Source organism: uncultured Marivirga sp. (assembly GCF_963974845.1).
Taxonomy (GTDB): Bacteria; Bacteroidota; Bacteroidia; order Cytophagales; family Cyclobacteriaceae; genus Marivirga; species Marivirga harenae.
The window spans coordinates 21,463-45,391 of the sequence record NZ_CAXBEQ010000007.1; the positions used below are offsets into that span (position 1 = coordinate 21,463).

Sequence of the window (23,929 nt, forward strand, 5' to 3'; positions counted from 1 at the left end):
TTTCTAGCATTATATTTCCCGTGCCAGCTTCTGTATCAAGATCTAACAGCAAGGAGTATGAAGTGCTATCATTAATCTTTTGGGATCTGAAGTTAGAGAGAAATTCATATGAAAAACTGATCTTACTGTCTATTCAGCACTCATAATGTGCTATAAATATGTTTGCTTGTAGAGCTACTGAACTAATCATAGTTCGATGGTCAAGTCTTAGGTATTCTCTACGAAAACACGTAATATAAACAGTGACTATCACTTATAGACGTAGAGAAAATGCTTGCATTAGCGTTGACAGCTTGCTTTTTAATATTCGAATTAGCGATACCGCACACCTATTACAAACAGAACATTATAAACTACCTAAGGAGTAAGTGGTCTGGAAAATAATGTTAATTTTGTTCTTTTTCAGGGTATTTTAAGACTAGATAAATGCCAAAAAAAGGTATCGAATTAGACTTCGACACCCTCAAATAGATCATTTGTTTTCCTTAATCGATTGTTGGGGTACCAACCAATTCTTCTTTCGGATCGATTTCGAAAGGAAGATTATCGTCATGACTCCATTCTGTCCATGATCCATCATAATTTTTGACATTTTTGTATCCTAAAAGCTCACTCAGGACAAACTGAGTATGCGCTGACCTAACTCCAGTGTGACAGTAGGCTATAATCTTTTTATCTTTTGTTACACCTTTTGATTCGTACAAATACATGAGATCAGCCGCTTCTTTGAAACGAAATGATTCATCGTAATCTATGGTATTTGCCCAATCAATATGAATACTTTTTGGAAGTCTTCCAGCTTTTGCTGCTCCATTTTTTAGCATCTTTCCAGTGTATTCATCCAAAGTTCTGACGTCCAACAAGATAACATTCGGATCATCTAAGGCAGCTATTACTTCCTCTTTGGACGCATAATGCGCTATAGATTCCTTTGTTGAATCAAATACAAAAGGAGTAGTAATGCTTACTAACTGTACCGGTGTAGTATCAAGCGAAAAACCTGCATCAGTCCAGCCGTTCTTTCCACCGTTGATAATGCGTACTTTATCGTGACCATATCTTCTCAAAATAAAAACGAAGCGCAGTGCATCTACATTACCCTTCGTATCATATATAATAATCTCGTGATCGGAAGAAGCACCAAGACGAGTTAATAAAGTTTCCATTTTTTCTTTAGTGGCTATCATCCCTCCATAATCGTAGTCTTCTCGATTTTCGTATTCAGATCTCCAAATATTAAGCGCACCCGGGACATGGCTTGATTCGTAATCTTCTAATTTGGATACTTCAATTAAAGTAAAGGTTGCACTATTTTCAATCATTTGTTTTACATCAGTTGCCTCTACAAGGTAAGCATCATTATAATAATCAATTTTTGGAGCTTCTTTTTGAGCTGAACTATCTTCCTGCGAAGATTTTTGGTTTCCACATGCCACGATGATCATCAGGGCAAAAAGCGTTATTAGATATTTTATCGATGAATTCATTTTATTTTGGTTTTGCTACTGATTAAACTTTCTTTTTTAAAATATGGCGTTTAAGCCGATTACAAAGTAATTTCCTCGTTGGATTGAAAGCCCTTGCTGTCCAGTCCACTGATTTCTTCCAGGTGTACCTTGCTGAATTACATAATGGGCGATCCATTTAAGTCTGTGTGTATTCTGGTAAAAATTAAAACCTACATTATAAGTATCATTGCTTCCAGAAAAAGATCCTACTGCGTGTGCTTCTTTTTGTGCCATCGCCTCTTCAGCACCATTGTATTGCATCCACATTACTGTCGGCTCTAAAATTTTTCCGTCTACAAGTATGTTATATGAAGCCCTAATATGGCCTGTGTTAGCGTTGTACACATTCAGACCACCAACACCCTTATCTCCTCCTTCGCGGCTGAGTAAATGCCAGTCCCCATCAATGTTTAATGGACCCCAGTTTAAAAGGAAGTCGGCACTAAGAGAAGTGTTTAGATCAAAGAGACCTGTTTCGCCCTGATAGCTACCACCGAGACCTATTGAAAGACCATATCGTTCATTGTAATAATTGGACTTATATCCTATTGTATATTTACTCATTTCAGGATCACCGAAATTAAACACTGTCCGGCCCACGAATAGAGGAGCTGCAGAAGTACCGACTGAATTTTGTCCACCAGGTAGATCGGTTGTTACTACAGGATTAAAAATTCCCGCATTGTAATTGATCTGAAAACCTTCCGTGTCATTGAATAGAAGACCCCCGACATTGATACCTGGTGTTCGCCCAGACCCAATACCTGTCAAGTGAAATCTAATATAATTTTGCTGAATAGCCTTGTCTCCGGAAGTGGTGGCAAAGCTTGAAGTAATACTTTCCCTACCTAGTTGCGGTCTAAAATAACCCCCCGTTATGATTAGGCTCTCACTATCTGATAATTTCGCATGGAAAAAGGCATCCCAAATACCAAATCCTACATCATGTACTTCACTAGGACCAAAACTTGCATTAAGCTCATCTTTACCTACACCATCATAAAATGTAACTAAAGTGAAGTTGAGCCAAGAGTATGGATTAGCTCTAAAACCTAATCGAGCACGCCTTAAGTGGATATTGAAGCGATTTTCTACATCCTCAAAAGTGCCATCTCCATCCAAATCTGCTCTCATGCCTATTGTCTGAACACCCCAAAGCTGTACCATCATAAACGGATCGATCTTGAAATTAGGATTCTTTTCAATCCAAGTCGGTTTTTTTGCCTGACCGTAAGAACTGAGAGTATCTAGTACAGTCAAAAGCACCAAAACCATTGTTACTCTACTTATTTGTTTTTTAAAATTCATTAAATAAAGTCACGGTCAGAAATTTTACACATTTCGACCATTATAAACTACAAGAAAAAGAAATCTCAGGAATCACACTGTAACTAATGCTACATATAATGGGATATGTGCAGGTTTCTTTACTTGAAAATATTTGTTATTAAAATCATGTGGTGGCTAATATTTGAAAACTATTGCCAAAAAAGTAAATGCAATAGTTATTTAGTGAGAAGGGGAAATCCTTTGATACGGGGGAGGGCAAAAATAACAGATTGAAAATACTATCAACTAATGAAAATATAGAAATCCCATGACGGGCAATAGTGAGCGCACTGCAAGATGGTTTCATAAGAGATTCAATGCTAAACTATTCATTAAAGTATGTTGAGTGCATTTACCAAAAGCACCCTCACTCCTATTATGAACACTAACACTGCAGTTATTACTTTCATCCCGCTAGGTGAAAGCTTTTTAAAACTTAATCGAACACCTACTTGCCCTCCTGTCAAAACAGCTAAACCAAGAGCTATAAGCATAGAAACAGGTGCATTAAAAGTTTGAGAGTAGAAAAGTCCTCCTAAGCCAGAGATTGAATTAACTAAAATGAAAAAACTCGACAGTGCAGCTATTTTAACAGATGTCCCCCATTTTAAGTAATATAAAATAGGTGCAAGAAAAATACCACCCCCAATGCCAACCATACCAGACACAAATCCTATACCAGCACCCAATATATAGTGTATGAAAGCAGGATACTTCTTAGTTACTTCTCGCTCAAAGCCTGAATAGTTTTTGGCTTGCCAAATCAGGAAAATCGCAGCAATTATTAACACGCCACCCAGTATCACAAAAAACACTTGCTCTTCTAGTTTAAACGAGGCTCCAGCAAAGGCCATAGGTACACTAGTGATTACAAATGGAAAGAAATCAGCTATTTTAAAATGCCCTTTTTTTATAAACCAATAGGTACTTCCAACCACGACAATAATATTGCATACCAAAGCTAATGACCTCATTGTAAAAAATGAAACAGCCAATAAGGCAAGAATCGCTAAATAGCTAGAACCACCGCCAAAGCCGACTGAACCATATAATACTGCTATCACGAAGAAAAGAATACATAAAAATATTATACTCGTTAAGCTTAAAATCATAGTGTTTTTTAAAAATATATGAGGCAACTTCTAATTCAAACCGTTATATTTATGTGAATATAACGGAAATTTTGATTACTGTAGAAAAAGCCATATCGCTAATTAAAGAAAACGTACAATGCACTTCTAAAACGGAGATGATCTCCATTGAAAAAGCAAAGGGATATGTACTGGCTGAAGATATTGCTGCACCTATAAACCTTCCTCCCTTTAGACAATCAGCCATGGACGGTTACGCTTTGCATTTAAGCGATACGGATACTTATACTGTTAGAGGCGAAATAAAGGCAGGTGATGTACCATCAATTGATCTTTCTGCTGGAGAAGCTGTTCGTATTTTTACGGGAGCTCAAGTTCCAACAACAGCAGATACAGTTGTGAAGCAAGAACTTATAACCAAAGAAAAAAATACGATCAGAATTGAAGGTGAAATTACTTCAGGAAGCAATATTCGCCCGATTGGCGAGCAAATTAAAAAGGACACGCTCGCACTCCCTAAGCAAACAACACTCTTTCCAAGCACTTTAGGTTATTTGGCCGGTCTGGGCATAACGCAAGTACTTACCTACAAAAAACCAACCGTTGCTATAGTAGTAACAGGTAATGAATTAGTAGAAATAGGCACGCCCCTGTCGGATGGTAAAGTATATGAGAGTAATGCTATAATGCTTAAAAATGCACTAGCCAGCTTGGGTATTCAGGAAGTTATAATTCAAAAAGTAACTGATGAGTACCATGAAACGGAAACGATTTTAAATAAAATGCTCAACAATTACGACTTTACAATCGTCTCCGGTGGTATTTCAGTGGGTGATTATGATTTTGTGGGCGATGCCCTTGCAGCCATAGGTGTTGATGAAGTCTTCTATAAAGTCAAACAAAAGCCTGGTAAACCGCTGTACTTTGGTAAAAAGAATGATCGTTTTGCTTTTGCTCTGCCTGGTAATCCTGCTTCAGCACTAAGTTGTTTTTACGTATATGTGGCTTTGGCAATTACCAGGTATTCGGGAAAGGAAAGGTCTGATGTACTTAGTCAGAGGCTTACCGCTGTCAACAGTTTTACTTCAAATGGAACTAGAGCGCAATTTCTTAAAGCGCTTGCAACAGCAGAAAAGGTTGAAATATTAGATGGTCAAGCATCGTCAATGCTTCGGTCTTTTGCGGTAGCAAACGCATTAGTTTATTTGCCAGAAGGTGAACAAACAATAAATAAAGGAAGCGAAGTTAATGTACTTTTATTACCTCAATAAATTATGAGCTATCAGATAAAATTCAAATTATGGATTGAAGCAGATGAATATTCCTTTTTAGGCAATGGTCGTATTAAACTGTTAAAGGCAGTAGACGAACTTGGCTCTTTGAGCAAGGCCGCTAAGCACTTAAATATATCTTACAAGAAAGCGTGGGATCTCATTAAAAGTGTCAATGATGCAGGAGAAGAAGAAATGACGATCACCACAACGGGAGGAAATACTGGTGGTGGCATGAAACTCACACCATATGCAAAAACAATGATTAGTCAATTTGAGCATTTACAAAATCAGACCGCTGATTTCATTGATCATCACCCTTTTAATAAGAAGTAAAATGAAGCATAAAATACATATTAAATATTTCGGTCAAATTGCAGAAGCGACCAACAAGACAAATGAATATCTTGATGTAGAGAAAAGTAGTGTAGAAGCTGTAATCAGTCAGTTAAACAACTCCTATCCTGCTTTAGTCTCTCAAGAATTTAATGTAGCTCTCGATCATAAGATCGTGGATAGGGAAACAGAAATCTCGAAAGATGTAGAACTCGCATTATTACCACCATTTGCGGGAGGCTAAAACAAAGTGATCGATAACGAAAGATACATAAGACAAATCCTACTTCCTGAGATAGGAATAGAAGGACAGGAAAAGATAAGTACTGCAAAAGTATTAGTGGTAGGAGCCGGAGGATTGGGGTGTCCTGCTATGCAGTACCTAGCTTCTTCAGGTGTAGGTACAATTGGTATTGTAGATTTTGACAAGGTTTCTGCTTCCAATCTACATAGGCAGATCTTATATTCGATAGATGATGTAGGTGTGCCCAAAGTAGATGTAGCAAAAAGACAATTAGAGAGAATTAATCCAAATTGTATCATTAAGAAGTATGACGTAATGTTATCTACTGAAAATGCAAAAACTATCATAAATGATTATGACATTATCATTGATGCAACAGATATGATTTCAAGCCGCTATTTAATAAATGATACCTGCCTAGAGATGCAAAAGCCTTTTGTCTATGGGGCTGTATATAAGTATCAAGGTCAAGTGTCTGTCTTTAATCTGAATAATGGACCTACCTACAGATGTCTTTTTCCAAATCCTCCAATATCAAAAATTAAAGATTGCAATGAGAGTGGCATTCTACCTGTACTGCCTGGCATTATTGGGCTGATGCAAGCAACAGAAACGATCAAAATCATCACAGGATTAGGCAACCCATTATCTGGCACTGTTGGCTTATTTGATATAAAAACAATGCAATGGGAACATATTAAACTTTCGAGAAAGCAGACCATATAAAACAATTAATATAATGAGTAAACCAAAAAATGTATTTGTTCAAGGAGCTATAACACCAGAATTTATTGCAAATTCAATTGCAAAACACCAATCTAAAACGAGCATTGGTGCTCATAATATTTTTTTAGGGCAAGTCCGTGCAGATACAATAGATAAAAAGACTGTTAAGGCCATTGATTATAGTGCTTATGAAGAAATGGCTAATAAAACCTTTCATGATATACGAGAGGCCATATTTGAAAAACACAATATCACCTGTATGCATATCTACCATAGCTTAGGTATTGTAAACGTTGGAGAGGTTTGTCTTTTTGTATTTGTCTCTGCCCCACACAGGAAAATTGTTTTTGAAGCTTTGGAAGAAATTGTAGAAGCGATCAAGCAAGAAGCTCCTGTATTTGGAAAAGAACTATTTGAAAACGGAACACATCAATGGAAAGTGAACAATTAAAATGGTAGATATCACGCATAAAAGCAGCACACTACGTATTGCAACGGCTCAGGCAACAGTGAAGGTGAGTAAACAAGAGACAATCAATGCCATTAATGATGACCTGGTCCCTAAGGGAAATGTTTTTGCTATGAGCAAAGCGGCTGGTCTCTTGGCTGTAAAAAAAACACCTGAGTTACTTCCTGACTGCCACCCCATGCCAATAGAATTCACTGGCATAGAATACGCACTAAACGGATTAGAGATTACTATAGTCTTTACAGTTAAGACGATTTATAAAACTGGTGTAGAGGTAGAAGCAATGCACGGTGCAAGTATAGTAGCGCTTAACATGTATGATATGCTGAAGCCAATAGATAAGGGTATAGAAATACAGCAGATAAAATTGCTGGAAAAGCGCGGTGGTAAAAGTGATTTTAAAAAAGACCTAGAGCCTGCTATTAAAGCTGCCGTTGTAGTTTGTTCCGATACAATTGCAGCAGGCAAGAAAGAGGATAAAGCAGGTAAAGCAATCATTGCCAAATTAGAAGCAGTAGGTGTTACTATTACAGACTATCAGGTAATACCCGATGAAAAAGACCTTATCCAGGAAAAGACAAATACTTACCAATCAAGCGGACTAGATTTAATAATATTTACTGGTGGTACAGGACTTTCCCCTAGAGATGTGACTCCAGAAAGCTTACAACCATTATTGCAACGCTCCGTCCCTGGAATAGAAGAAGCTATACGCAGTTATGGACAATCACGCACTCCTTACGCGATGCTTTCAAGAAGCACAGCTGGAATGATAGGCAACACGCTAGTGCTTGCATTGCCAGGATCAACAAAAGGGGCAACAGAATCTATGGATGCAATCTTTCCTGCCGCCCTTCACATTTTTAAAGTTGCCCAAGGTGCTAGGCATGACTAACGATTTAAAGGAAAATATATGCTAGAAGATAGTTTTGGAAGGAAACACACTTATTTACGTATCTCGCTTACAGAGCGATGCAATTTGAGATGTAACTATTGTATGCCTGCAGACGGCATACCGCTTTCTCCCAAGTCGCACTTAATGAACGCAGATGAGATATATTCCATAGCCAGCACATTTGTAAAGGCTGGTGTAACAAAAATACGTTTGACAGGTGGAGAACCCTTGGTGAGAAAAGATGCCAGGGACATACTAAAGAAATTGGCTTCATTACCCGTAGAACTTGCGATAAGCACAAATGCAGTTACTACAGACAGACATATTGAAGATTTTAAAAAATTAGGTATCCAAAATATAAATATTAGTCTTGACACATTAATTCCAGAACGTTTTAAGCAAATTACGCGGAGAGATTACTTTGAAAAGGTTTATTCAAACATTTTTCAACTGCTAGAGCATGGATTTAATGTAAAAATCAATTGTGTGCTGATGAAGGGAGTCAATGATGATGAAATTATTGATTTCATAAAACTTTCAGAAAAGCATTTACTCCACATTCGATTTATTGAGTTTATGCCTTTTGATGGCAACCGATGGAATATGTCCAAACTAGTTTCGCAGCAAGCGATACTAAATTGTGTAGAAAATGTATTCGAGAGAGAAGCAATAAAGCGCATTGCAGACCGACCCAATGATACCTCGAGAAATTATCAGATTAAAGGTTACAAGGGCACATTTGCAATTATTAGTACAGTTACGAATCCTTTCTGTGATTCATGTAATCGCATACGGCTAACAGCAAATGGTCAAATTAAAAACTGTCTATTTTCGGCTAACGAAACAGACCTGCTTTCTACTTTAAGGGGAGGTGAATCTATAACCCCCTTAATTGAGAAAGCAATACAAGGAAAGTTTAAAAGCCGAGGCGGGATGGATACCCTAGAGAAATTTAAAGACCCGGCCCAACACGGACAAAACAGGAGTATGATAGCTATTGGCGGTTAATTACCGATGCTTTTTTAAGTCTTAAAAATTCGTAGGTACACATTATTATGGAATTCGTTAATAGCAAATAAACCAAAATCTACAATACCACCATATACTGGAATCTCCCCCTGTTTTCGGTAAACGACAATTGGCACTCTCATTTACAAGCAAGAGCCCACATCATCCTATTAATAGACAAGGTAGTACAGTTTTCTTGCTAAACAATTAGGGTATTAAAAAAGCTAAGAGTAAATGAAGATGTGATTTTTGCAATTTAATCACATGCAAGAATGTCAAATCCTGGAACTTGAGGTTTTAGATGGAGCGGGAGTTTTTCTATCCAAAATTAAATCTTGTGGCACTTTTCCTTTTGTTTTTCTTAATGAAAGAGAAAGTCAAAAGCATTACTATGAGAAAATCTAGGAAATCTGCTGACCGGTCAAGTCACTTCTTCTCTGGCTCACATCACTCCTGCCCATACCCATAAATCAAAAATTTCCTTGGAAATTCAGGCCTTGTAGTATTATTAATACCTTGTCGCAATAAAAGGGGAGGTTCAAATCCAAGATGGGATGGATATCCTACAGAAATTCAAATATCCATCCCAACACAGGAAAAAAATAGAGGTATGATAATTTTCGGTTACTGATTAATTTTGACCTTTTTTAAATCCGTAAGTATTCTGATGAACAAAATCTTTTGGGAATTCCTCTACTCCAGGAAAACCTAAATCTATTGTACCGCTATCTTCAGGAACATAGTTTGTTTTGAAAATATAATCCCACAGACTCAAACTTATACCAAAATTTACACCGTATTTTCCTTCCGGCAATGTATAAGCATGATGATATAAATGCATCACAGGATTATTAAAAATGTACTTCAAAGGACCCCATGTTAGCTTTATATTCGCATGGTTAAGGTGTCCGATCGTTATAGCTGCAAAGTGGACAATATATGCTTGCGCTGGCTCAAAGCCAAATAATATCATCACCCCGAAAGTCTTTAGAGGTTTGTATAATATATTTTCCATCCAATGATAGCGTAAATGTGCAGCAAATCCCATTTCCTTCACACTATGATGAACCTTATGGAATTTCCACAAAAACGGGTATTTATGTAATAAGACATGAGTGAACCATTGCACGAAATCTAGAACCACAAAAAAGATAAGAAGTTGTGCCCACATCGGCCAACCTGCTGGTTCAAATAGCGCAAGTGAACTTTCGGATATCCCTAGGTCTTCGAATCCAAGTTGTAAAATTCTGTAAAAACCACTTATAACAATCGCAAAAACAAAGAAATTAAAGAACATATAAGAAGCGTCTAACCAGAAATCTTTCCTAATAATGGATTGATTTTTTCTCCAAGGAAAAGCTATCTCCAAGCCCCACACTACAAGGGAAATCACAATAAGACCCCAAAAATAATTGGTATACCATGGCACCTCGAATAAGATCGACTTCCAAGTCCAATCCAAAGTACCCATAAATGAATTCACAAACGCATCTATATATTTCTCCATAACTAGATTATTAAAATTACTAAGTTGTTAAGTTTGAATATTGTCTTGTTCATAAGGTAAATCATTTAGGATACGCCATTATGTCTAAGAACAGTAATATTTTTTTAGTCTTTATATTTTATTTTTTTTAAAGCATGTAAATGAAATAAACGTGCCTCTATGGAAAAGGAATTAATCACTAATCCTCATTTTATTTTAATCAATCAATACAACATCTACTTTATTTAATTCGCATTTTCAACCTAAACCCTTATCTCATTTTATATTTACAGCATGCCTCAATCAAAGCATTTTACATTATTTCATGCTACTACTATTCCTTTTTTCCGTGTTCTTCATTAGCAGTGCTTGAGTATATTTAAAGACCACTTGTTTATCGAAATAGTTTTGCTAAAATTCTATGAAGGATTCACTTTGGGTATTTTCAATGCTTTACTCATTGGTCCACCGTGTATTAGGTTTACCATCTCTACAAACGGAGAGAAATAACACTGAAAACACTATTTTAATTCTCCAATTGATACCATTCTATATTTGCTAAATTCTCGCGTCTTCCTTTATCTGAAACAGGATAATTTGAAACTAAGTATTCAACAATAGCTTCTTGATTTTCCCCTAAATCCCATAATCCTTGTGTTTCCTGCATCCATTTTATTGTTGCATTCCAACGCTCCTCGTTCATCCTATTTGCAGTTACTAACTTAGAAGAATGGCATCCAGTACAGTTATTGACCACTAACATCAAACCTGGTGCATCAATTAAGCCGGTTCGAACGTGAATACCGTCTTTAATTAGATCTTGATCTGTTTCTTGAACAACTGCCACAGCAGGCGCTTCTTCTTCAAAAGTAAAAATATTAGGGTTTTGATATAAAATAGTTATAAAAACACCCATCACTACAATAAAACTAAGGCCCGTAAGTGTTAAGTGGTATAATCTTTTAACTTTTTTAAACAATTCTTCGTCCTTCATAAATTATTTCACTTTAACTGCAATTCTGTGACAAGCATTATTTAAATAACCCTTAGGATTCCAACCAGGTAAAAGCATTGGCTGCGATTGACCTCTTTCATCTGTTGCTCTTGCCCAAACTTCATAATACCCTTTTTTCGGAAATTCAACTGTGGCAGAAAATTGTTGCCATGCTAATCGATTTACAGGTTTTTCAATTGCACATTCTTTCCAGGTTGAGCCAAAATCTATGGAATATTCCATTTCAGAAACGGCTAACTCTCCAGCCCAAGCGTGTCCTCTAATCTGTAAAGAATTTCCCTCATCAATCATTACTCCAGTTTTAGGGTTGGTAATTAAAGATTTCACCGGCATAGATTCGATGATACACATATCTTCATCTTTCACCTTTTCCCCAGGGGCAACAGGCTCACAAGGTACCCGATATGCCTGCCCCAACATTTTTGTACCATCATGTACCTGATCTCTAATGCTTATTCTATTAACCCATTTGCCTGAAACAGAAGCAGGCCATCCCCCTGCAACTAAACGCAACGGATATCCATGTACTAATGGGATATCTTTTCCGTTCATTTCAAATGCTAATAATGTTTCATTTTGAAGTGCCTTTGCCATTGGTGCTCCTCTGGATATAGGTTCTTTACTAGGATTTCTGCTCAAATGCATATCTGCAGCGTGGAAGCCAATGTAGACTGCATCATCCTTTATTCCAGCATCTTCTAGCACATCCTTCAAACGGACACCTGTCCAATTAGCGCAATGCACTGCACCTACGGTCCATTGATTTCCTTTTGCCGGAGGATTAAACTCACTTCTTCCGTTTCCTCCACACTCTAATGTTAACTGATAAGTGTGTTTTTGAAATTTAGATTTCAGCTCAGCAAGCGTGTACGTCTTTTTTTCTTTCACAGACTCACCGTCAATGGTCAGCGTCCAAGTACTTGCATCTATATCCTCTGGAACCAATCCATTATTTCTAATGAACATTTTCGATTCAGGTGTTACTTTGTCATCTAATAAATGAGCCTGAGCTTCAATATTCCAAGGTTTATCATTTAAAACAACCATCTCGTTGCTTTTATTGAACATTTTAAATGGATCAGGATCTTGAAGTGCTACTGGCTTATAACCTTCAATTATATTAGAACCAAATACAATATCTGCTCCTATAATGGTAGCAAACGAACTTAAGGTTGCTTTTTTAACAAAATCTCTTCTTTTCAAAATTATTATATTTTTATATCCAGTAAAATAAACGTTTAAGCGCAACTTCAGAATAAACCAAAAAAATAGATCGCTACAACTAACAATATATAGATAAACTCCAGACTATTGAACTCCAGATTATTAAAAGTAGCAATTTCACAATTTGCACTAAGTAACTTAAGTTACACACTTGAGCCGTGCTAGGCTGAAAACTAAAGCAACCTAATTCAGAAGACACAATTGCAAATCATCAGCATACTAATGCTAGAAACAAGTATTGGAAATGTATCTTCAACTCAAAATATTCAATCTCAACCCAAAAAATCAATGTTGATTTCTCAGAAGAATTTATAAAGAGTATAAAAATATGTTTTGCAATGAATAATTAAAATTGGTTTTACTTAATCTTTTAAGACTATCAAATATGCCATGCAAACAGAAGACTTTTCAACTCAGCCCATACCCTCGTGGGTTCCATTTAATTGAAAATGAGACGGGAAAAAGAAAACATCCCACGGTGTCTATAAAAAAATAATTATGACGTATAGATTATAATGCTGCGAGGGAGAACTAAAGCAGTTGCGTCTAAAGAGAAAAATAAAAAGACATGCAACATTTAATTAAAGCCCTATCGCTCGTACTGATAATATTTTCAACTTTTAAACTAAGCGCGAACGAGCCCAAGAAATCTTCATTTTCACTTATTGAAAATGTGACTGGCGAATGGATAATTAATCTAAACGCATCTATTACCGCCTTCCAATATGAATTAGAGTTTCAAGAGCGTGCAACTAACTATACTAGTATTGAGGAATTTAAACAGGTACTACTTAAGCATATCAAAGAAAGTATACACTTGACTATTAATGGAGGAATCAAACCTATACTTTTAGAAGGAAAAGTAATGGTTGATAAAACGACCACTGTAGCCTTCAAACTTGGTGGGCTTCCTGACCATATCGAGCAAGTGTATCTAAAAAATGAAAGTTTCACTCACATAAATAGTGACAAATTTATTTTTATTATCAGTAAACTGGGGCTTGCAAATCAAGAATTCATTGTCAGTACTGCAACTAACAACCAGTTAAATATAATTATCAATGAAAATGAAATCACTCCTACAGCAATCCCCATTAAATCTAACTTATCCAGTATTTCTATCCTTGCAACCGCAGTAGGTTTATTAGTTTTTATTATTGCGAAAGGTCAAAAATTAACTGGGAGAAAGATGGATTCCTATTATTATTAACAACAATTTGGTGATTAATGATGGAGACAGTCTAGAGAATTTACTTTAAAAAACTACTTCCTGCAAATATTTTGTAGTCTATGCCTCACCCAAGGCATCGGTCTGTCACTAATTTTTTTCCACGCTTCATCGAAAGATGCATTGCTAAAAAATACCGTAAGTATTTTTTTTGTATATTTAAAAAATGCAAATCATCTATTAATAATACAAAATGGGGGAGTATTATAACTATTTGATAAATCTGGGGATGCAGCCAGAATTAGATAAGCTGGAAATCAATCGAATTAAGCTGATTAATTCTGTAGCTTTCTTTTCTACAGCTACTTGCTTGGTAATTGGAATATTAACTATTTTCGAGGGTTTACTGGTTCAATCGGTCTTCATATTTACGGCAGGTGTGCTATTTGCAGTCACCTTCATATTTAGCTACTATCATAAACATCCTCAAGGCAGAAGCTACCTAGTAAGTGTTGGATCTCTCCTCATTATCGGCCTGGCAGTTAATGCTTATCGTAATCAATTATATACTGACACTGAAAATATTTTATTTGCCTTTATGGCTTTATCTATCTTAATTTTCAGTGGTCCCTCTCAACATTATCGCTATTGGGTTCTATTTGGCATCATCATTTACTTAAAATTCCTTAAGGCTCAGTATAGTAGTCAGGTGTTAGACCTATCCTTCTATATCTTAATACAAAACACCACAGTTCTTGCAATTTTACTATATTCTTTCCTCGTCTATTTTTATCGCGCGTTTACAAGTTCTGTGAAAGCTTTAGATGAATCTGAAAAAACGCTTTACAATTTAATTGATAATGTCTCCCTTTTCGTTGCTTTATTCAATCCGGATGGGACATACAAAGTGGTGAATCGGCATTATGAAAAGGCTTTGAATCTGAAAAAAGAACAGATTCAAGGAAAGCGTGCGCAAGAAGTATTTCCTCAAGATATTGCCAATTGGCAAAGCGATGTAGTTAAAGAAGCAGTGAGAACAGGAGAATCCATTAAAACCAAAAAGTCCTTTCTATTACCAAATGACAGTTCTTTTGTAGGTTTTGGAAGAGCAAACCCCATAAAAAATGCTAATGGCGATGTAATTGCTGTAGCTGGATACATTAATGATATCAGCGAGCTAGAAAATATAAGGCAAAAACTGGAAGAAGTAAATCAGTCAAAGGATAGAGTATTTTCTATCGTTACGCATGACATCAGAAGTCCATTAAATACGTTTGAAGGAATCTTAAATAGTACAAGATATCAAATCATTACTTCCGAAAACTTTGCTGAATTCATTGAAAAGCTAAAAAGTGAATTTACTCCCATTAAAGAGACTATAGATGATTTATTTCGCTGGGCAAAGGCTAATATGGAAGATATTGAAGCTAATATAATAGAATTTGACTCAGATAAAATAATTAAAGAAATGATTGAAGGTAGCAGTTCACTTGCCAATCAAAAAGAAATTAAAGTGGAAATTAAAGGTGAATGCTTAAAATTGAAAATGGATCCCGACCATTTTAAGATAGCGCTCAGAAATTTAATTCAGAATGCAATTAAGTTCTCAAATATTGGCGCTACCGTCACTATTAATCAATATCAAGACACTAAAAACTTATTTGTGACTGTTGAAGATGAGGGGATTGGAATATCAAGCGAACAAATAGATGCAATTAAAAGCGGCACAGCATGCAACCCAACTACGGGACAGCAGGGGAATTAGGCTCAGGTATTGGTCTTTCAATGGTAAAAGAATTGTTAATCAAAAATAGGTGCGATTTGCATCTACAAAGTGAAATGAAGAAAGGGACGATTTTTTCAATAGTTTGCCTAAAGCAAGTATAATATTCCTTTCCCATCCGTGTAATAGCTACGGTCAATCAATAACTGTTGGCACAGGCTTTTCAGAATCAACAATTACTTATTTCAGGTGATTAGAGTACAAATAAACCAAAGGTTACTCTTTTCGTCTTTAAACTGCAGTGTTGTCTATAATTTTCATTTATTTCCATTATTAAACTTTAGATCTTTCTTGTTACTAAAGCAAACACCGAAATGAATACATTACAAAAAACATTTACACTTCGCCCGTACCCTCGAGGCTTTCATCTGATAGAAAGAGAAATTGAAGAAAATATGCCTCAACTAAAAAATATAAAAGCTGGCATCGCCCATGTCTTTATTCATCACACTTCTGCTGGGCTTACTTTGAATGAAAATGCTGATCCCACCGTTAGAGGAGATTTTGAGCGACATTTCAATAAGATGGTGCCCGAGAACATGGATTATTACCAACATACTCAAGAAGGCGCAGATGATATGCCTGCTCACATCAAAGCTTCTCTTTTAGGCAGTTCAGTAAGTGTACCGATTCAAGAGGGCAAACTTCTAACAGGAACTTGGCAAGGTATCTATCTTTGCGAGCACCGAAATCATGCGAGTGGGAGAAGAATTACGATTACTGTTATGGGAGATTAATTTGATCCATACAAATGTATATCGATATTTTTAGGATTCCTCTAGCCTGTTCTCAATCTTAGGATTAAGTTGCACCAGAGCTTTTGATAGTGAGGTTTTATCCTTTGGAGAAATGATAACACTACCGAATTCACCATGCTCTATTTCAATTCGATCAAAAGAGGGAGCTGGCGAGGAAAAGACGCTATTAGTTTTTGAGATTTTCTTTATTTCGTCAATCTTAATTGCCCTAAATGTGATAAATCCCATTCTAATATTTAATGTTTTATTTGCAATAGTATACACGGTTTGCATAAAAATATACAATATAAAGACATACATCACGATCATAAACGCAAGCGCAATTATTACCGTCTGACTCCATTCTGTTGTACTACCATTAACTAAAAATGGAGCGAAAAAGATCACGAAAATAAATAGTAACAATCCGTAAGATACTTTAGAGGGGTATTTCGTTTTCATTTGCTATCATGTAATGATAAATCTTGGTGAAATATAGAGAATTACTCAGTCTACAAAAATAATTTCTTCTGTTTCTTCTGTAAAAGTTTCACCAGATTCCAAAGTTGCAGTTACTTGAAAGCTTGCCTTTTCATAGATACTATCATAATCTACTAGCAATAAATCTAAAGAAAACTGGTCTTGATATTCATTCTGTATTTCTATTAAATCTTTTACACTAATTATCTCAGAATTAAAATTGCTTCCAAAATTAGTAGTTACATCTATCATTTGGTTCCTATCCTCTTGATTAATCATCAGGATGTTTAAATCTTTTAATTTGTCAGAATAATTATAAAGCGGAGTGGGACAATCTAAAGCATTTGCCTTGTTAAAACCGAAATGAAAGGATGATCTTTGTTCTGAAAGTGCGACTTGCTCGTGCTCTAAATAGATTTCAAGTCTGAAATTCTCTGTTCGAATAGTATCTTCATCCAAATTCAATCGACTATCTATTTCAGCACCAGTCCTTAAACTTAAACCGGTGTAAAACATCTCAAATGTAGGGATTGGCCCACATTTCTCACAAGAAAGTAGGAATTGGATTGCAAACCCACCAACAAGTATTAATAAGAGTTTTCTAAGCATGAAAATGTTTTTGAAATAGACCCTGCAAAGTAATTAGTGGTTGTAATACAAATAATTTATTAATCCTCAATAGTGCGAAAAGTGAGGTTCACCCTAGGAGTCAGTACTTTTTTGGTCGGTGGCAATCGATGTAGCCAATGTAATTGAGTTGTGCCTTTCATGACCAAAAGGCTTCCGTCCTCAAGCCAAATTTCTACTTTCTCTTTTGAATCTTTATGTTTAAAGGCAAATTTCCGTTCGGCTCCAAAGCTGACAGAAGCAATAGCACCATTTTTCTTCAAGTCTTTTTCTCCATCGCTGTGCCAGGCCATCCCCTCCTCACCGGAGTGATATAAATTCAATAAGCAAGAATTATAGGTTTCTCCTGATCGCTTCTCCACTTCCTGCTTTATTTCTTGGAGAGCAGGTGTCCAGAGTTTCGCATATTTTGTAACTTTAGAATAAGTATAGGAAAAAGGTTTCTCTCCGTACCAAGCTACTTTTCGTTTGGTGATAATTTCTTTTCCAAAAATAATGGCTTTATCGTGCTCCCATTCTATTTCATCAAAGAGCTTATGGTAGAAAAGGGAAGATTCATTATCACTGAAGATTCTACCATGGTAATTCACGGTGCCATCAAAAGGAAGTAGATTTTTACCAGCATCAAAAGGTTGGTCAAATAACATCATATAGGTAAAGCATTCAAGATAACGAAGAAAGGATTTAGCAGTTCGGGCAAAACATGCATTTATTTCTCTTCTGGTAATTCTACCACAATTTCATTCTTCCGATTAAAAAGCTCATATGGAGCATTGTAACCAAACATATAGAACTTATTAGTGTAAGTTATACCATTTTCTTCCAATGACGCAATCAGCTTCTTTTTATTCTTTTCAATTTTGCTATCATCAGCCCATCCTCCAAAAGTGATGGCTGCCATTCTTCTCTGAGCTTGTTCTTTAATTTCAATATTTGACTGATTGGGTTTTGGCAAATCTTCTTTCTCATACTTTTGAGGAACCAAAAAACCCATAGTCATAGAGTCCTCCAACGACATACTTACAGGAGAGGTCATAGCAATTTTTTCATTACTGTCATTTCCTCCAAAGATGTATGCTGCAAGCATTGAAAATCCTTTGCTAGACATTTTCTTATAACTACTACCTGGAAGCTTTACAGATGTGAAAAGACTCTTTTCATAAGAGCGGATCTCAAAGTTCTCGAACTTACGAACCACTTCATAATCATAGGTTTCAATACCTTTTTGACTATATATTGCAAATACCTGTACGAAAATAAAGACTAAAACAAGTACTGCTATTACAATAAACACAATTTTCATACTTAGTTAACGTCATTCTTCAATCTGATGTTTCTGGTTTCAGTCCACTCAATCAAGATTAGATCTGTAGACCGATGCAGTGATCCTGGCTACCAAACTACAATGAAAGCAAGTCTATGTCATAACGCCTGCAGAATTGAACGTTCGCTTTCAAAGGACATCCCACGGTGAACAAATCATAAGATTCACAGTTCTTTATTATTAATGTTTTATGCATATTTCAATATTGTATAAACCATCTTTAATCTAGGCCTAAATGGATCTCAAAATTGAAACATATTGCTTTTAAAGAGTAATCTTATTAAATTAAATAGAATCATTTAACGAGACTGAATGAAGAGTACCATCTGCTTATTTTTTTTATTTGCAGCAGCTAGTTTTTATACTCACTGTCAGGAATTGGATAATAAAAAGTGTAGCTCAAAAACGGAAGATATCCTATCACTGGCACTTGAAAAAGCTCAAGAAGGAAATTCTGAAACAGCAATAGCCCTATTGCAAGAGGGATTAGGGAAAAGTCTAAGCGTTTCTTGCAAGGGTAAAATATACTTGCAGTTGGGGACTATCTATCACAACTCTAATCAATTGGTCCAGGCAGTAAAATACCTTGACGAAGCTGCAAAAATCTTTGCCGCCAATGGCATGCCAAACCAACAGATATTAGCAATGAATATTATTGGGGGGTGTTATTATCTGTTAGGGGACTATGATATAAGTGCCAAAAACACATTAAAAGCGATAAGAATTGCGAAAGAGAACCTTAAGTTTGACCTTTTAGGAGAATTATACAACAATTTAGCAGGTTCCTATCTAGAACTACAAATGAATGATTCAGCACTTAAATATGCTGAAATCTCTATCAAAATGTCAACAGAAGAACAGGATCGTAGCACATTGCTTCATGCGTTATCAACTAAGGCAGAAATTCAACTTAAGCAGAAAAACTATAGTGAAGCGGAACGAGAGTTTGAAAGGGTGTTGGAACTTGGAAGAAAAGAAGGATTACTAAATCCATATATCGAATCTAATTGTTTGTATGGCATAGCTAGCTCAAAATTTATGACTCAACAATATGTGAGTGCGCGTGAATTTGGAAGAAAGGCTTTCCAACTCGCAATTTTCGATGAACACTTAAAGATAGCTGAAAACAGTGCGAAACTTTTGTACGAACTGTGGAAGAGATCGGATCAAAAAGATAGCGCTTATCACTATCTAGAGCAATTGGTATTACTTCAAAAGAGAATTCAGCCCAGTGAAAACCTTAGTCAACTGAATAGATTCAGGATGAGGCAAGCGGAAATTCAAATTACGGAAAAAGAAAAGGAGGCGGAGAAGCAAAAATACTACACCACATTAGGTATCATCACTGCAGTCTTACTTTTTCTTTTATTTATTTCAATTTTCTTGTTTTATAGGAACACCAAAAGACTGAATCGAAGATTACAGGAAAGTAATCAAACGATTAATACAGCCAATTCTCAATTAGCCATCCAAAGAGATGAATTAAATAATCTAAATAAAATCAAAGACAAGATTTTTTCGGCAGTTATTCATGATTTTAAAACGCCAATGAACACTTTGGAAAGCATGCTAAATATGCTAATCAAGAAATACTTGACTCCTGAAGAAGCTTCAGAGCATTCAAAAACACTTCTTGAAAAATTAAAAAAATCAAAACTGGCTATCAACAATACGATAGCATGGATTAAAACTCAACTTGAAGGCTACGAAGTTCAAAGGCAAGTGATTCAATTAGGTGAGTTTGTTAATGAAATTAAAAGTTATCATAGTAGCGAATTACAAAAAAAACAAATAAAGATAAAGACAAATATTAACGAGGAATTAATGTTTTACTCGGATAAAGAGTTACTTTTTATAATACTAAACAATCTTGTTTCCAATGCTATAAAATTTTCTGATAAGAATACCGAAATAAAAATTATTTCGGAGGAATCATCTGATCGTTTAAATATCACGGTAAAAGACGAAGGTATTGGCATGAAAAAGTCTGATTTAGAAAAGATACTTTCTTTAAAATCATTATCGCAAGAGAGTGGAACAGAGCATTCAGGGTCTGGTTTGGGTTTAAGAATTTCAAATGAGTTGCTTACAAATATAGGAGGCAAAATGTCTGTAGAAAGTACTAAGGGTAAGGGAACATTGTTCTCTGTGCGTATTCCACTGCACAAAACCTCATAATTCCCTTAGGCTAAGATCTAAATCAATGGAACCAGTAGTAAGGGTATCTTTGATTTTTTTATTAATCCATTAGAAACACTTTCCATAAATGCCTTGTACAAAAAGTTGTGATCATGGTGCCCCGTAATAATTAAATCCGCATCTAATTTCTTGGCTTCTTTAATAATCATTTCTACCGTAGCTCCTTGAACTAATAAAGCCTCCGATTCTACTCCTTTTTTAATCAGTTTCTGTGAGTACTTTTGAAGCAAATGATGTTCTTCTCTAAGCTCGGAAGCACGCATTGCCCTCACATATTGTGGACCAACTCCATACCCTACAAAATCAGGCTCTGGTGCAGCTATGTGTACCAACCAGATTTTAGCATCAAAAGCTTTCGCAAGTTCAAATGCCTTATCTAATAATAGTTGCTCCTGCTCTTTAAAATCGATCGATACAAATATATTTTTCATAAGGCTTTTAGTTAGATACTAGTTTGTAAAATAACGATTTTTAAGCCAAAAAGATAATCTTATGTTTTATTCTTCAACAAGTTCAATTGCTAATGACCCAAACTCTTCATTTGGATTGTCAGTATACAGCTCATAGGAATATTTACCGTTCTTTAAGGGAGTTTCTCCAACATAATCAAACGGTTGAATTGTAAGAGTGTTTCCCTTAATTTCTAACTTAACATAAGCATATCGATAGGCCGTATCAAATACTTTATAGTCAGAGGATTTGCCACTTTTCAAATCTCCGAAATCAACGTTTCCAGTTGAGGTATTCACGACAATGTTCTGGAAATTAAAATCACTTTTATTCACCAAACGAATATTTACCGCTGCAGGGTTGATGTTAGATTCTGAACAACCAAAGACCACAATGATTGTAGCAACAAAGAGTAGGATGTTTTTCATAAAACATAGACACTAAAAAACTCATTCTGGTTGTAATAATATCTATTTTAGAAAACAAAAAGAGCCAGATAAACCGGCTCTTTTCTCTACTTTCAAATGTCAATTTTCCTTTTTTCTCAAAAAAGCTAAAAGCGGCCTGCTCCCTAGTGCCAACCTAGGTGGTGCTTAGCTAGTCCACACTTTTACATCCTCAGGGCTTACGCTCGGAATATCGAGCTTCATTTTCTTTTTCAAGCCTGAAATTTGATGATGTAATTTAGTATGCTTCATTTCTTTTAGTTCTTCTACCGTTTTGATTCCTGCTTCCATCACTACTGGAGCCCATTCTTTAGGAACTCCTGCTTCAACAAAATCAGCTTCTGTTGCTACTTTAGCTTTTTTCTCTGGCTTCATTTGAGGGAAGAATAAAACATCTTGTATAGAGTTGCTATTGGTCATAATCATACTTAGACGATCAATTCCGATACCCAAACCTGCTGTTGGTGGCATACCATACTCCAGCGCACGCAAGAAGTCCTCATCCAGCATCATAGCCTCATCATCTCCCCTTTTACCTAATTCTAATTGCTCTTCAAATCGTTGGCGCTGATCAATTGGATCATTCAACTCGGAGAATGCATTACAAATTTCTTTTCCATTACAAATGGCTTCAAACCTTTCCACTAAACCTTCTTTAGTTGGGTGTTTTTTAGCCAGGGGAGACATTTCAATCGGGTAATCTGTTATGAAAGTTGGCTGAATTAATTGCGCTTCACATTTCTCACCAAAAATCTCATCGATCAACTTCCCTTTACCCATAGAGTCATCAATTGGAACATGCAGCTTTTCGGCCGTTTTCCTCAACTCCTCCTCATTCATTTCCGAGATATCAATACCAGTAAAATGCTCAATGGCTTCATACATGGTGTATCTTTTCCATGGCCTTTGGAAATTAATTATGTTCTCACCTACTTTTACTTCTGTGGTTCCGTGAATATCCATGGCTACTTTCTCCACCATTTCTTCTACCAAATTCATCATCCACTCATAGTCTTTGTAAGCAACGTACAACTCAACTTGTGTAAATTCGGGATTATGAAAACGGGACATTCCTTCATTTCTGAAATCTTTTGCAAATTCGAATACGCCATCATATCCACCAACAATTAATCTTTTTAGGTATAATTCATTGGCAATTCTTAGATATAAAGTCATATCTAAGGTATTATGATGAGTTTTAAATGGCCGTGCTGCTGCTCCACCATAAAGTGGTTGCAAAATAGGAGTCTCAACTTCTAGGTATCCCTTATCGCCTAAAAAATAGCGCATAGAGTTTACCAATTGAGTCCTTTTCCTGAAAGTATCTCTAACTTCAGGATTCACAATCATATCCACATAACGCTGACGGTATCTTTGCTCCGAATCTGTAAAAGCATCGTGTCTTTTTACATTTCCTTGCTCGTCAGTAGTTTCTTTAGTGATAGGCAATGGACGTAAAGACTTGCTCAATACAAAAAATTCTTTTACGTGTATTGAAATTTCACCGACTTGCGTGGTAAAAACATAGCCCTTGATACCTATGATATCACCGATATCTAATAATTTCTTGAAAACGGTATTATAAAATGTCTTATCTTCATCTGGACAGATTTCATCTCTGTTCACATACACTTGAATTCTACCCGTACTATCTTGAATCTCAGCAAAAGACGCTTTTCCCATGATTCTCTTGCTCATCAAACGCCCAGCAATGCTAATGTTTTTATAATTCAGCTTATCGCTATCATAGTTTTGTTTGATATCTTTAGCGGTCACATTAATATCAAATGTTTCTGCGGGATAAGGATTGATCCCCAATTTCTGTAGTTCTTCCCTACCTTTTCTTCTTTCAATTTCCTGTTCGCTTAAATGCATCATTTTTTGCTAATATATTTTGGAATCGCCTTTCTACTATTTTAGTCTGCAAAGATAGAAGAAAGTTGTTTAAATTTTGATACTTAATGGCTAGATTCTATAGCCATCTCCATGTTTTAAGGTCCTTTGGAGATTTTAAAATTTAACGGTTTTTAAAGATAGTAGAGGGAGTATTCTACTGAAAAACTACATAGTAATAGTAAAATTCTAATCTCACTTTTTACTATGGGAAATAAAT

The 23,929-nt window shown here is 35.8% G+C and carries 24 protein-coding genes; 11 read left to right on the forward strand and 13 right to left on the reverse strand.

Translation table 11 applies throughout. The features are described from left to right. Positions 1-485 precede the first annotated feature (485 nt). From AAC601_RS14950 to AAC601_RS14960, 3 genes are all read right to left on the reverse strand, one after another. Positions 486-1,487 (reverse strand): sulfurtransferase, encoded by a 1,002-nt coding sequence (locus tag AAC601_RS14950; protein WP_303270369.1) that lies wholly within the window; start codon positions 1,485-1,487, stop codon positions 486-488. A gap of 36 nt (positions 1,488-1,523) precedes the next feature. Beyond that, the gene (locus AAC601_RS14955) at positions 1,524-2,816 is read right to left on the reverse strand and encodes a hypothetical protein (RefSeq protein ID WP_340153692.1); all 1,293 of its coding nucleotides are present in this window, start codon (positions 2,814-2,816) and stop codon (positions 1,524-1,526) included. 353 nt (positions 2,817-3,169) lie between these two features. Further along, positions 3,170-3,949, reverse strand: coding sequence for a sulfite exporter TauE/SafE family protein (locus AAC601_RS14960; RefSeq protein WP_303270371.1), 780 nt, complete (start codon positions 3,947-3,949; stop codon positions 3,170-3,172). 53 nt (positions 3,950-4,002) lie between these two features. On the opposite strand from AAC601_RS14960, the gene glp reads away from it, so the two are divergent. The 7 genes from glp to moaA are packed head-to-tail and all read left to right on the forward strand — an operon-like array spanning position 4,003 to position 8,877. Beyond that, positions 4,003-5,199 (forward strand): gephyrin-like molybdotransferase Glp, encoded by a 1,197-nt coding sequence (gene glp, locus AAC601_RS14965; RefSeq protein WP_340153693.1) that lies wholly within the window; start codon positions 4,003-4,005, stop codon positions 5,197-5,199. 3 nt (positions 5,200-5,202) lie between these two features. Beyond that, on the forward strand, positions 5,203-5,535 hold the full coding sequence (locus AAC601_RS14970; RefSeq protein WP_303270373.1) for a LysR family transcriptional regulator: 333 nt from the start codon (positions 5,203-5,205) through the stop codon (positions 5,533-5,535). A gap of 1 nt (position 5,536) precedes the next feature. After that, positions 5,537-5,779 (forward strand): MoaD/ThiS family protein, encoded by a 243-nt coding sequence (locus AAC601_RS14975; protein WP_303270374.1) that lies wholly within the window; start codon positions 5,537-5,539, stop codon positions 5,777-5,779. Positions 5,780-5,785: 6 nt separating this feature from the next. Then, positions 5,786-6,505 carry a HesA/MoeB/ThiF family protein gene (locus tag AAC601_RS14980; protein ID WP_340153694.1) on the forward strand — a complete coding sequence of 240 codons (720 nt, stop codon included), beginning with the start codon at positions 5,786-5,788 and terminating at the stop codon, positions 6,503-6,505. Positions 6,506-6,518: 13 nt separating this feature from the next. After that, entirely contained in the window at positions 6,519-6,956 is a 438-nt protein-coding gene (locus AAC601_RS14985) for a molybdenum cofactor biosynthesis protein MoaE (protein ID WP_340153695.1), read from the forward strand. A 1-nt stretch (position 6,957) separates the two neighbouring features. Then, the gene (moaCB, locus tag AAC601_RS14990) at positions 6,958-7,869 is read left to right on the forward strand and encodes a bifunctional molybdenum cofactor biosynthesis protein MoaC/MoaB (protein ID WP_340153696.1); all 912 of its coding nucleotides are present in this window, start codon (positions 6,958-6,960) and stop codon (positions 7,867-7,869) included. A gap of 18 nt (positions 7,870-7,887) precedes the next feature. Beyond that, complete coding sequence (gene moaA, locus AAC601_RS14995; RefSeq protein ID WP_303270378.1) at positions 7,888-8,877, forward strand: GTP 3',8-cyclase MoaA; 990 nt, start codon at positions 7,888-7,890, stop codon at positions 8,875-8,877. A gap of 631 nt (positions 8,878-9,508) precedes the next feature. Here the strand turns inward: moaA and AAC601_RS15000 are convergent. From AAC601_RS15000 to AAC601_RS15010, 3 genes are all read right to left on the reverse strand, one after another. Further along, entirely contained in the window at positions 9,509-10,384 is an 876-nt protein-coding gene (locus AAC601_RS15000; protein ID WP_340153697.1) for a sterol desaturase family protein, read from the reverse strand. Between the two features lie 505 nt (positions 10,385-10,889). Continuing rightward, positions 10,890-11,357 carry a hypothetical protein gene (locus AAC601_RS15005; RefSeq protein ID WP_340153698.1) on the reverse strand — a complete coding sequence of 156 codons (468 nt, stop codon included), beginning with the start codon at positions 11,355-11,357 and terminating at the stop codon, positions 10,890-10,892. A 3-nt stretch (positions 11,358-11,360) separates the two neighbouring features. Further along, a complete protein-coding gene (locus AAC601_RS15010) occupies positions 11,361-12,581 on the reverse strand; it encodes a sulfite oxidase (RefSeq protein ID WP_340153699.1) in 1,221 nt (406 codons plus the stop codon). A 589-nt stretch (positions 12,582-13,170) separates the two neighbouring features. On the opposite strand from AAC601_RS15010, the gene AAC601_RS15015 reads away from it, so the two are divergent. From AAC601_RS15015 to AAC601_RS15025, 3 genes are all read left to right on the forward strand, one after another. Continuing rightward, positions 13,171-13,812, forward strand: a complete 642-nt coding sequence (locus AAC601_RS15015) for a hypothetical protein (protein WP_340153700.1) — start codon at positions 13,171-13,173, stop codon at positions 13,810-13,812. A 247-nt stretch (positions 13,813-14,059) separates the two neighbouring features. Next, positions 14,060-15,535, forward strand: a complete 1,476-nt coding sequence (locus AAC601_RS15020) for a PAS domain-containing sensor histidine kinase (RefSeq protein WP_340153701.1) — start codon at positions 14,060-14,062, stop codon at positions 15,533-15,535. Positions 15,536-15,867: 332 nt separating this feature from the next. After that, the gene (locus AAC601_RS15025) at positions 15,868-16,290 is read left to right on the forward strand and encodes a secondary thiamine-phosphate synthase enzyme YjbQ (RefSeq protein ID WP_303270384.1); all 423 of its coding nucleotides are present in this window, start codon (positions 15,868-15,870) and stop codon (positions 16,288-16,290) included. 30 nt (positions 16,291-16,320) lie between these two features. Here the strand turns inward: AAC601_RS15025 and AAC601_RS15030 are convergent, their stop codons facing one another. From AAC601_RS15030 to AAC601_RS15045, 4 genes are read right to left on the reverse strand one after another with little or no spacing between them, the layout of a single operon-like run. Beyond that, positions 16,321-16,752: a PH domain-containing protein gene (locus tag AAC601_RS15030; RefSeq protein ID WP_303270385.1), complete on the reverse strand. Its 432-nt coding sequence runs from the start codon at positions 16,750-16,752 to the stop codon at positions 16,321-16,323. A 45-nt stretch (positions 16,753-16,797) separates the two neighbouring features. Further along, on the reverse strand, positions 16,798-17,379 hold the full coding sequence (locus AAC601_RS15035; RefSeq protein WP_303270386.1) for a hypothetical protein: 582 nt from the start codon (positions 17,377-17,379) through the stop codon (positions 16,798-16,800). Between the two features lie 59 nt (positions 17,380-17,438). Next, positions 17,439-18,047, reverse strand: coding sequence for an alpha-ketoglutarate-dependent dioxygenase AlkB (locus AAC601_RS15040; protein WP_303270387.1), 609 nt, complete (start codon positions 18,045-18,047; stop codon positions 17,439-17,441). A 59-nt stretch (positions 18,048-18,106) separates the two neighbouring features. Further along, positions 18,107-18,700: a heme-binding protein gene (locus AAC601_RS15045; protein WP_303270388.1), complete on the reverse strand. Its 594-nt coding sequence runs from the start codon at positions 18,698-18,700 to the stop codon at positions 18,107-18,109. A gap of 333 nt (positions 18,701-19,033) precedes the next feature. Here AAC601_RS15045 and AAC601_RS15050 point away from each other — a divergent pair, with 333 nt between their 5' ends. Then, entirely contained in the window at positions 19,034-20,899 is a 1,866-nt protein-coding gene (locus AAC601_RS15050; protein ID WP_303270389.1) for an ATP-binding protein, read from the forward strand. Positions 20,900-20,916: 17 nt separating this feature from the next. Here the strand turns inward: AAC601_RS15050 and AAC601_RS15055 are convergent, their stop codons facing one another. The 3 genes from AAC601_RS15055 to lysS form a co-directional block, all read right to left on the reverse strand. Continuing rightward, positions 20,917-21,351, reverse strand: coding sequence for a universal stress protein (locus AAC601_RS15055; protein WP_303270390.1), 435 nt, complete (start codon positions 21,349-21,351; stop codon positions 20,917-20,919). Between the two features lie 66 nt (positions 21,352-21,417). Continuing rightward, positions 21,418-21,798: a hypothetical protein gene (locus tag AAC601_RS15060; protein WP_303270391.1), complete on the reverse strand. Its 381-nt coding sequence runs from the start codon at positions 21,796-21,798 to the stop codon at positions 21,418-21,420. 165 nt (positions 21,799-21,963) lie between these two features. Further along, a complete protein-coding gene (gene lysS / locus AAC601_RS15065) occupies positions 21,964-23,691 on the reverse strand; it encodes a lysine--tRNA ligase (RefSeq protein WP_303272083.1) in 1,728 nt (575 codons plus the stop codon). Positions 23,692-23,929 lie beyond the last annotated feature (238 nt).

Coding starts and splice junctions, on each gene's coding strand:
- AAC601_RS15055 (WP_303270390.1), bottom strand. CDS start 21,351: ATGAAAAATATATTTGTATCGATCGATTTTAAAGAGCAGGAGCAACTA.
- AAC601_RS14970 (WP_303270373.1), top strand. CDS start 5,203: ATGAGCTATCAGATAAAATTCAAATTATGGATTGAAGCAGATGAATAT.
- AAC601_RS15040 (WP_303270387.1), bottom strand. CDS start 18,047: ATGATGTTATTTGACCAACCTTTTGATGCTGGTAAAAATCTACTTCCT.
- AAC601_RS14960 (WP_303270371.1), bottom strand. CDS start 3,949: ATGATTTTAAGCTTAACGAGTATAATATTTTTATGTATTCTTTTCTTC.
- AAC601_RS15035 (WP_303270386.1), bottom strand. CDS start 17,379: ATGCTTAGAAAACTCTTATTAATACTTGTTGGTGGGTTTGCAATCCAA.
- AAC601_RS14950 (WP_303270369.1), bottom strand. CDS start 1,487: ATGAATTCATCGATAAAATATCTAATAACGCTTTTTGCCCTGATGATC.
- AAC601_RS14985 (WP_340153695.1), top strand. CDS start 6,519: ATGAGTAAACCAAAAAATGTATTTGTTCAAGGAGCTATAACACCAGAA.
- AAC601_RS15030 (WP_303270385.1), bottom strand. CDS start 16,752: ATGAAAACGAAATACCCCTCTAAAGTATCTTACGGATTGTTACTATTT.
- AAC601_RS15025 (WP_303270384.1), top strand. CDS start 15,868: ATGAATACATTACAAAAAACATTTACACTTCGCCCGTACCCTCGAGGC.
- moaA (WP_303270378.1), top strand. CDS start 7,888: ATGCTAGAAGATAGTTTTGGAAGGAAACACACTTATTTACGTATCTCG.
- AAC601_RS15020 (WP_340153701.1), top strand. CDS start 14,060: ATGCAGCCAGAATTAGATAAGCTGGAAATCAATCGAATTAAGCTGATT.
- AAC601_RS14955 (WP_340153692.1), bottom strand. CDS start 2,816: ATGAATTTTAAAAAACAAATAAGTAGAGTAACAATGGTTTTGGTGCTT.
- AAC601_RS15005 (WP_340153698.1), bottom strand. CDS start 11,357: ATGAAGGACGAAGAATTGTTTAAAAAAGTTAAAAGATTATACCACTTA.
- AAC601_RS15060 (WP_303270391.1), bottom strand. CDS start 21,798: ATGAAAAACATCCTACTCTTTGTTGCTACAATCATTGTGGTCTTTGGT.
- moaCB (WP_340153696.1), top strand. CDS start 6,958: ATGGTAGATATCACGCATAAAAGCAGCACACTACGTATTGCAACGGCT.
- lysS (WP_303272083.1), bottom strand. CDS start 23,691: ATGCATTTAAGCGAACAGGAAATTGAAAGAAGAAAAGGTAGGGAAGAA.
- AAC601_RS15000 (WP_340153697.1), bottom strand. CDS start 10,384: ATGGAGAAATATATAGATGCGTTTGTGAATTCATTTATGGGTACTTTG.
- AAC601_RS15050 (WP_303270389.1), top strand. CDS start 19,034: ATGAAGAGTACCATCTGCTTATTTTTTTTATTTGCAGCAGCTAGTTTT.
- AAC601_RS15045 (WP_303270388.1), bottom strand. CDS start 18,700: ATGAAAATTGTGTTTATTGTAATAGCAGTACTTGTTTTAGTCTTTATT.
- AAC601_RS14975 (WP_303270374.1), top strand. CDS start 5,537: ATGAAGCATAAAATACATATTAAATATTTCGGTCAAATTGCAGAAGCG.
- AAC601_RS15015 (WP_340153700.1), top strand. CDS start 13,171: ATGCAACATTTAATTAAAGCCCTATCGCTCGTACTGATAATATTTTCA.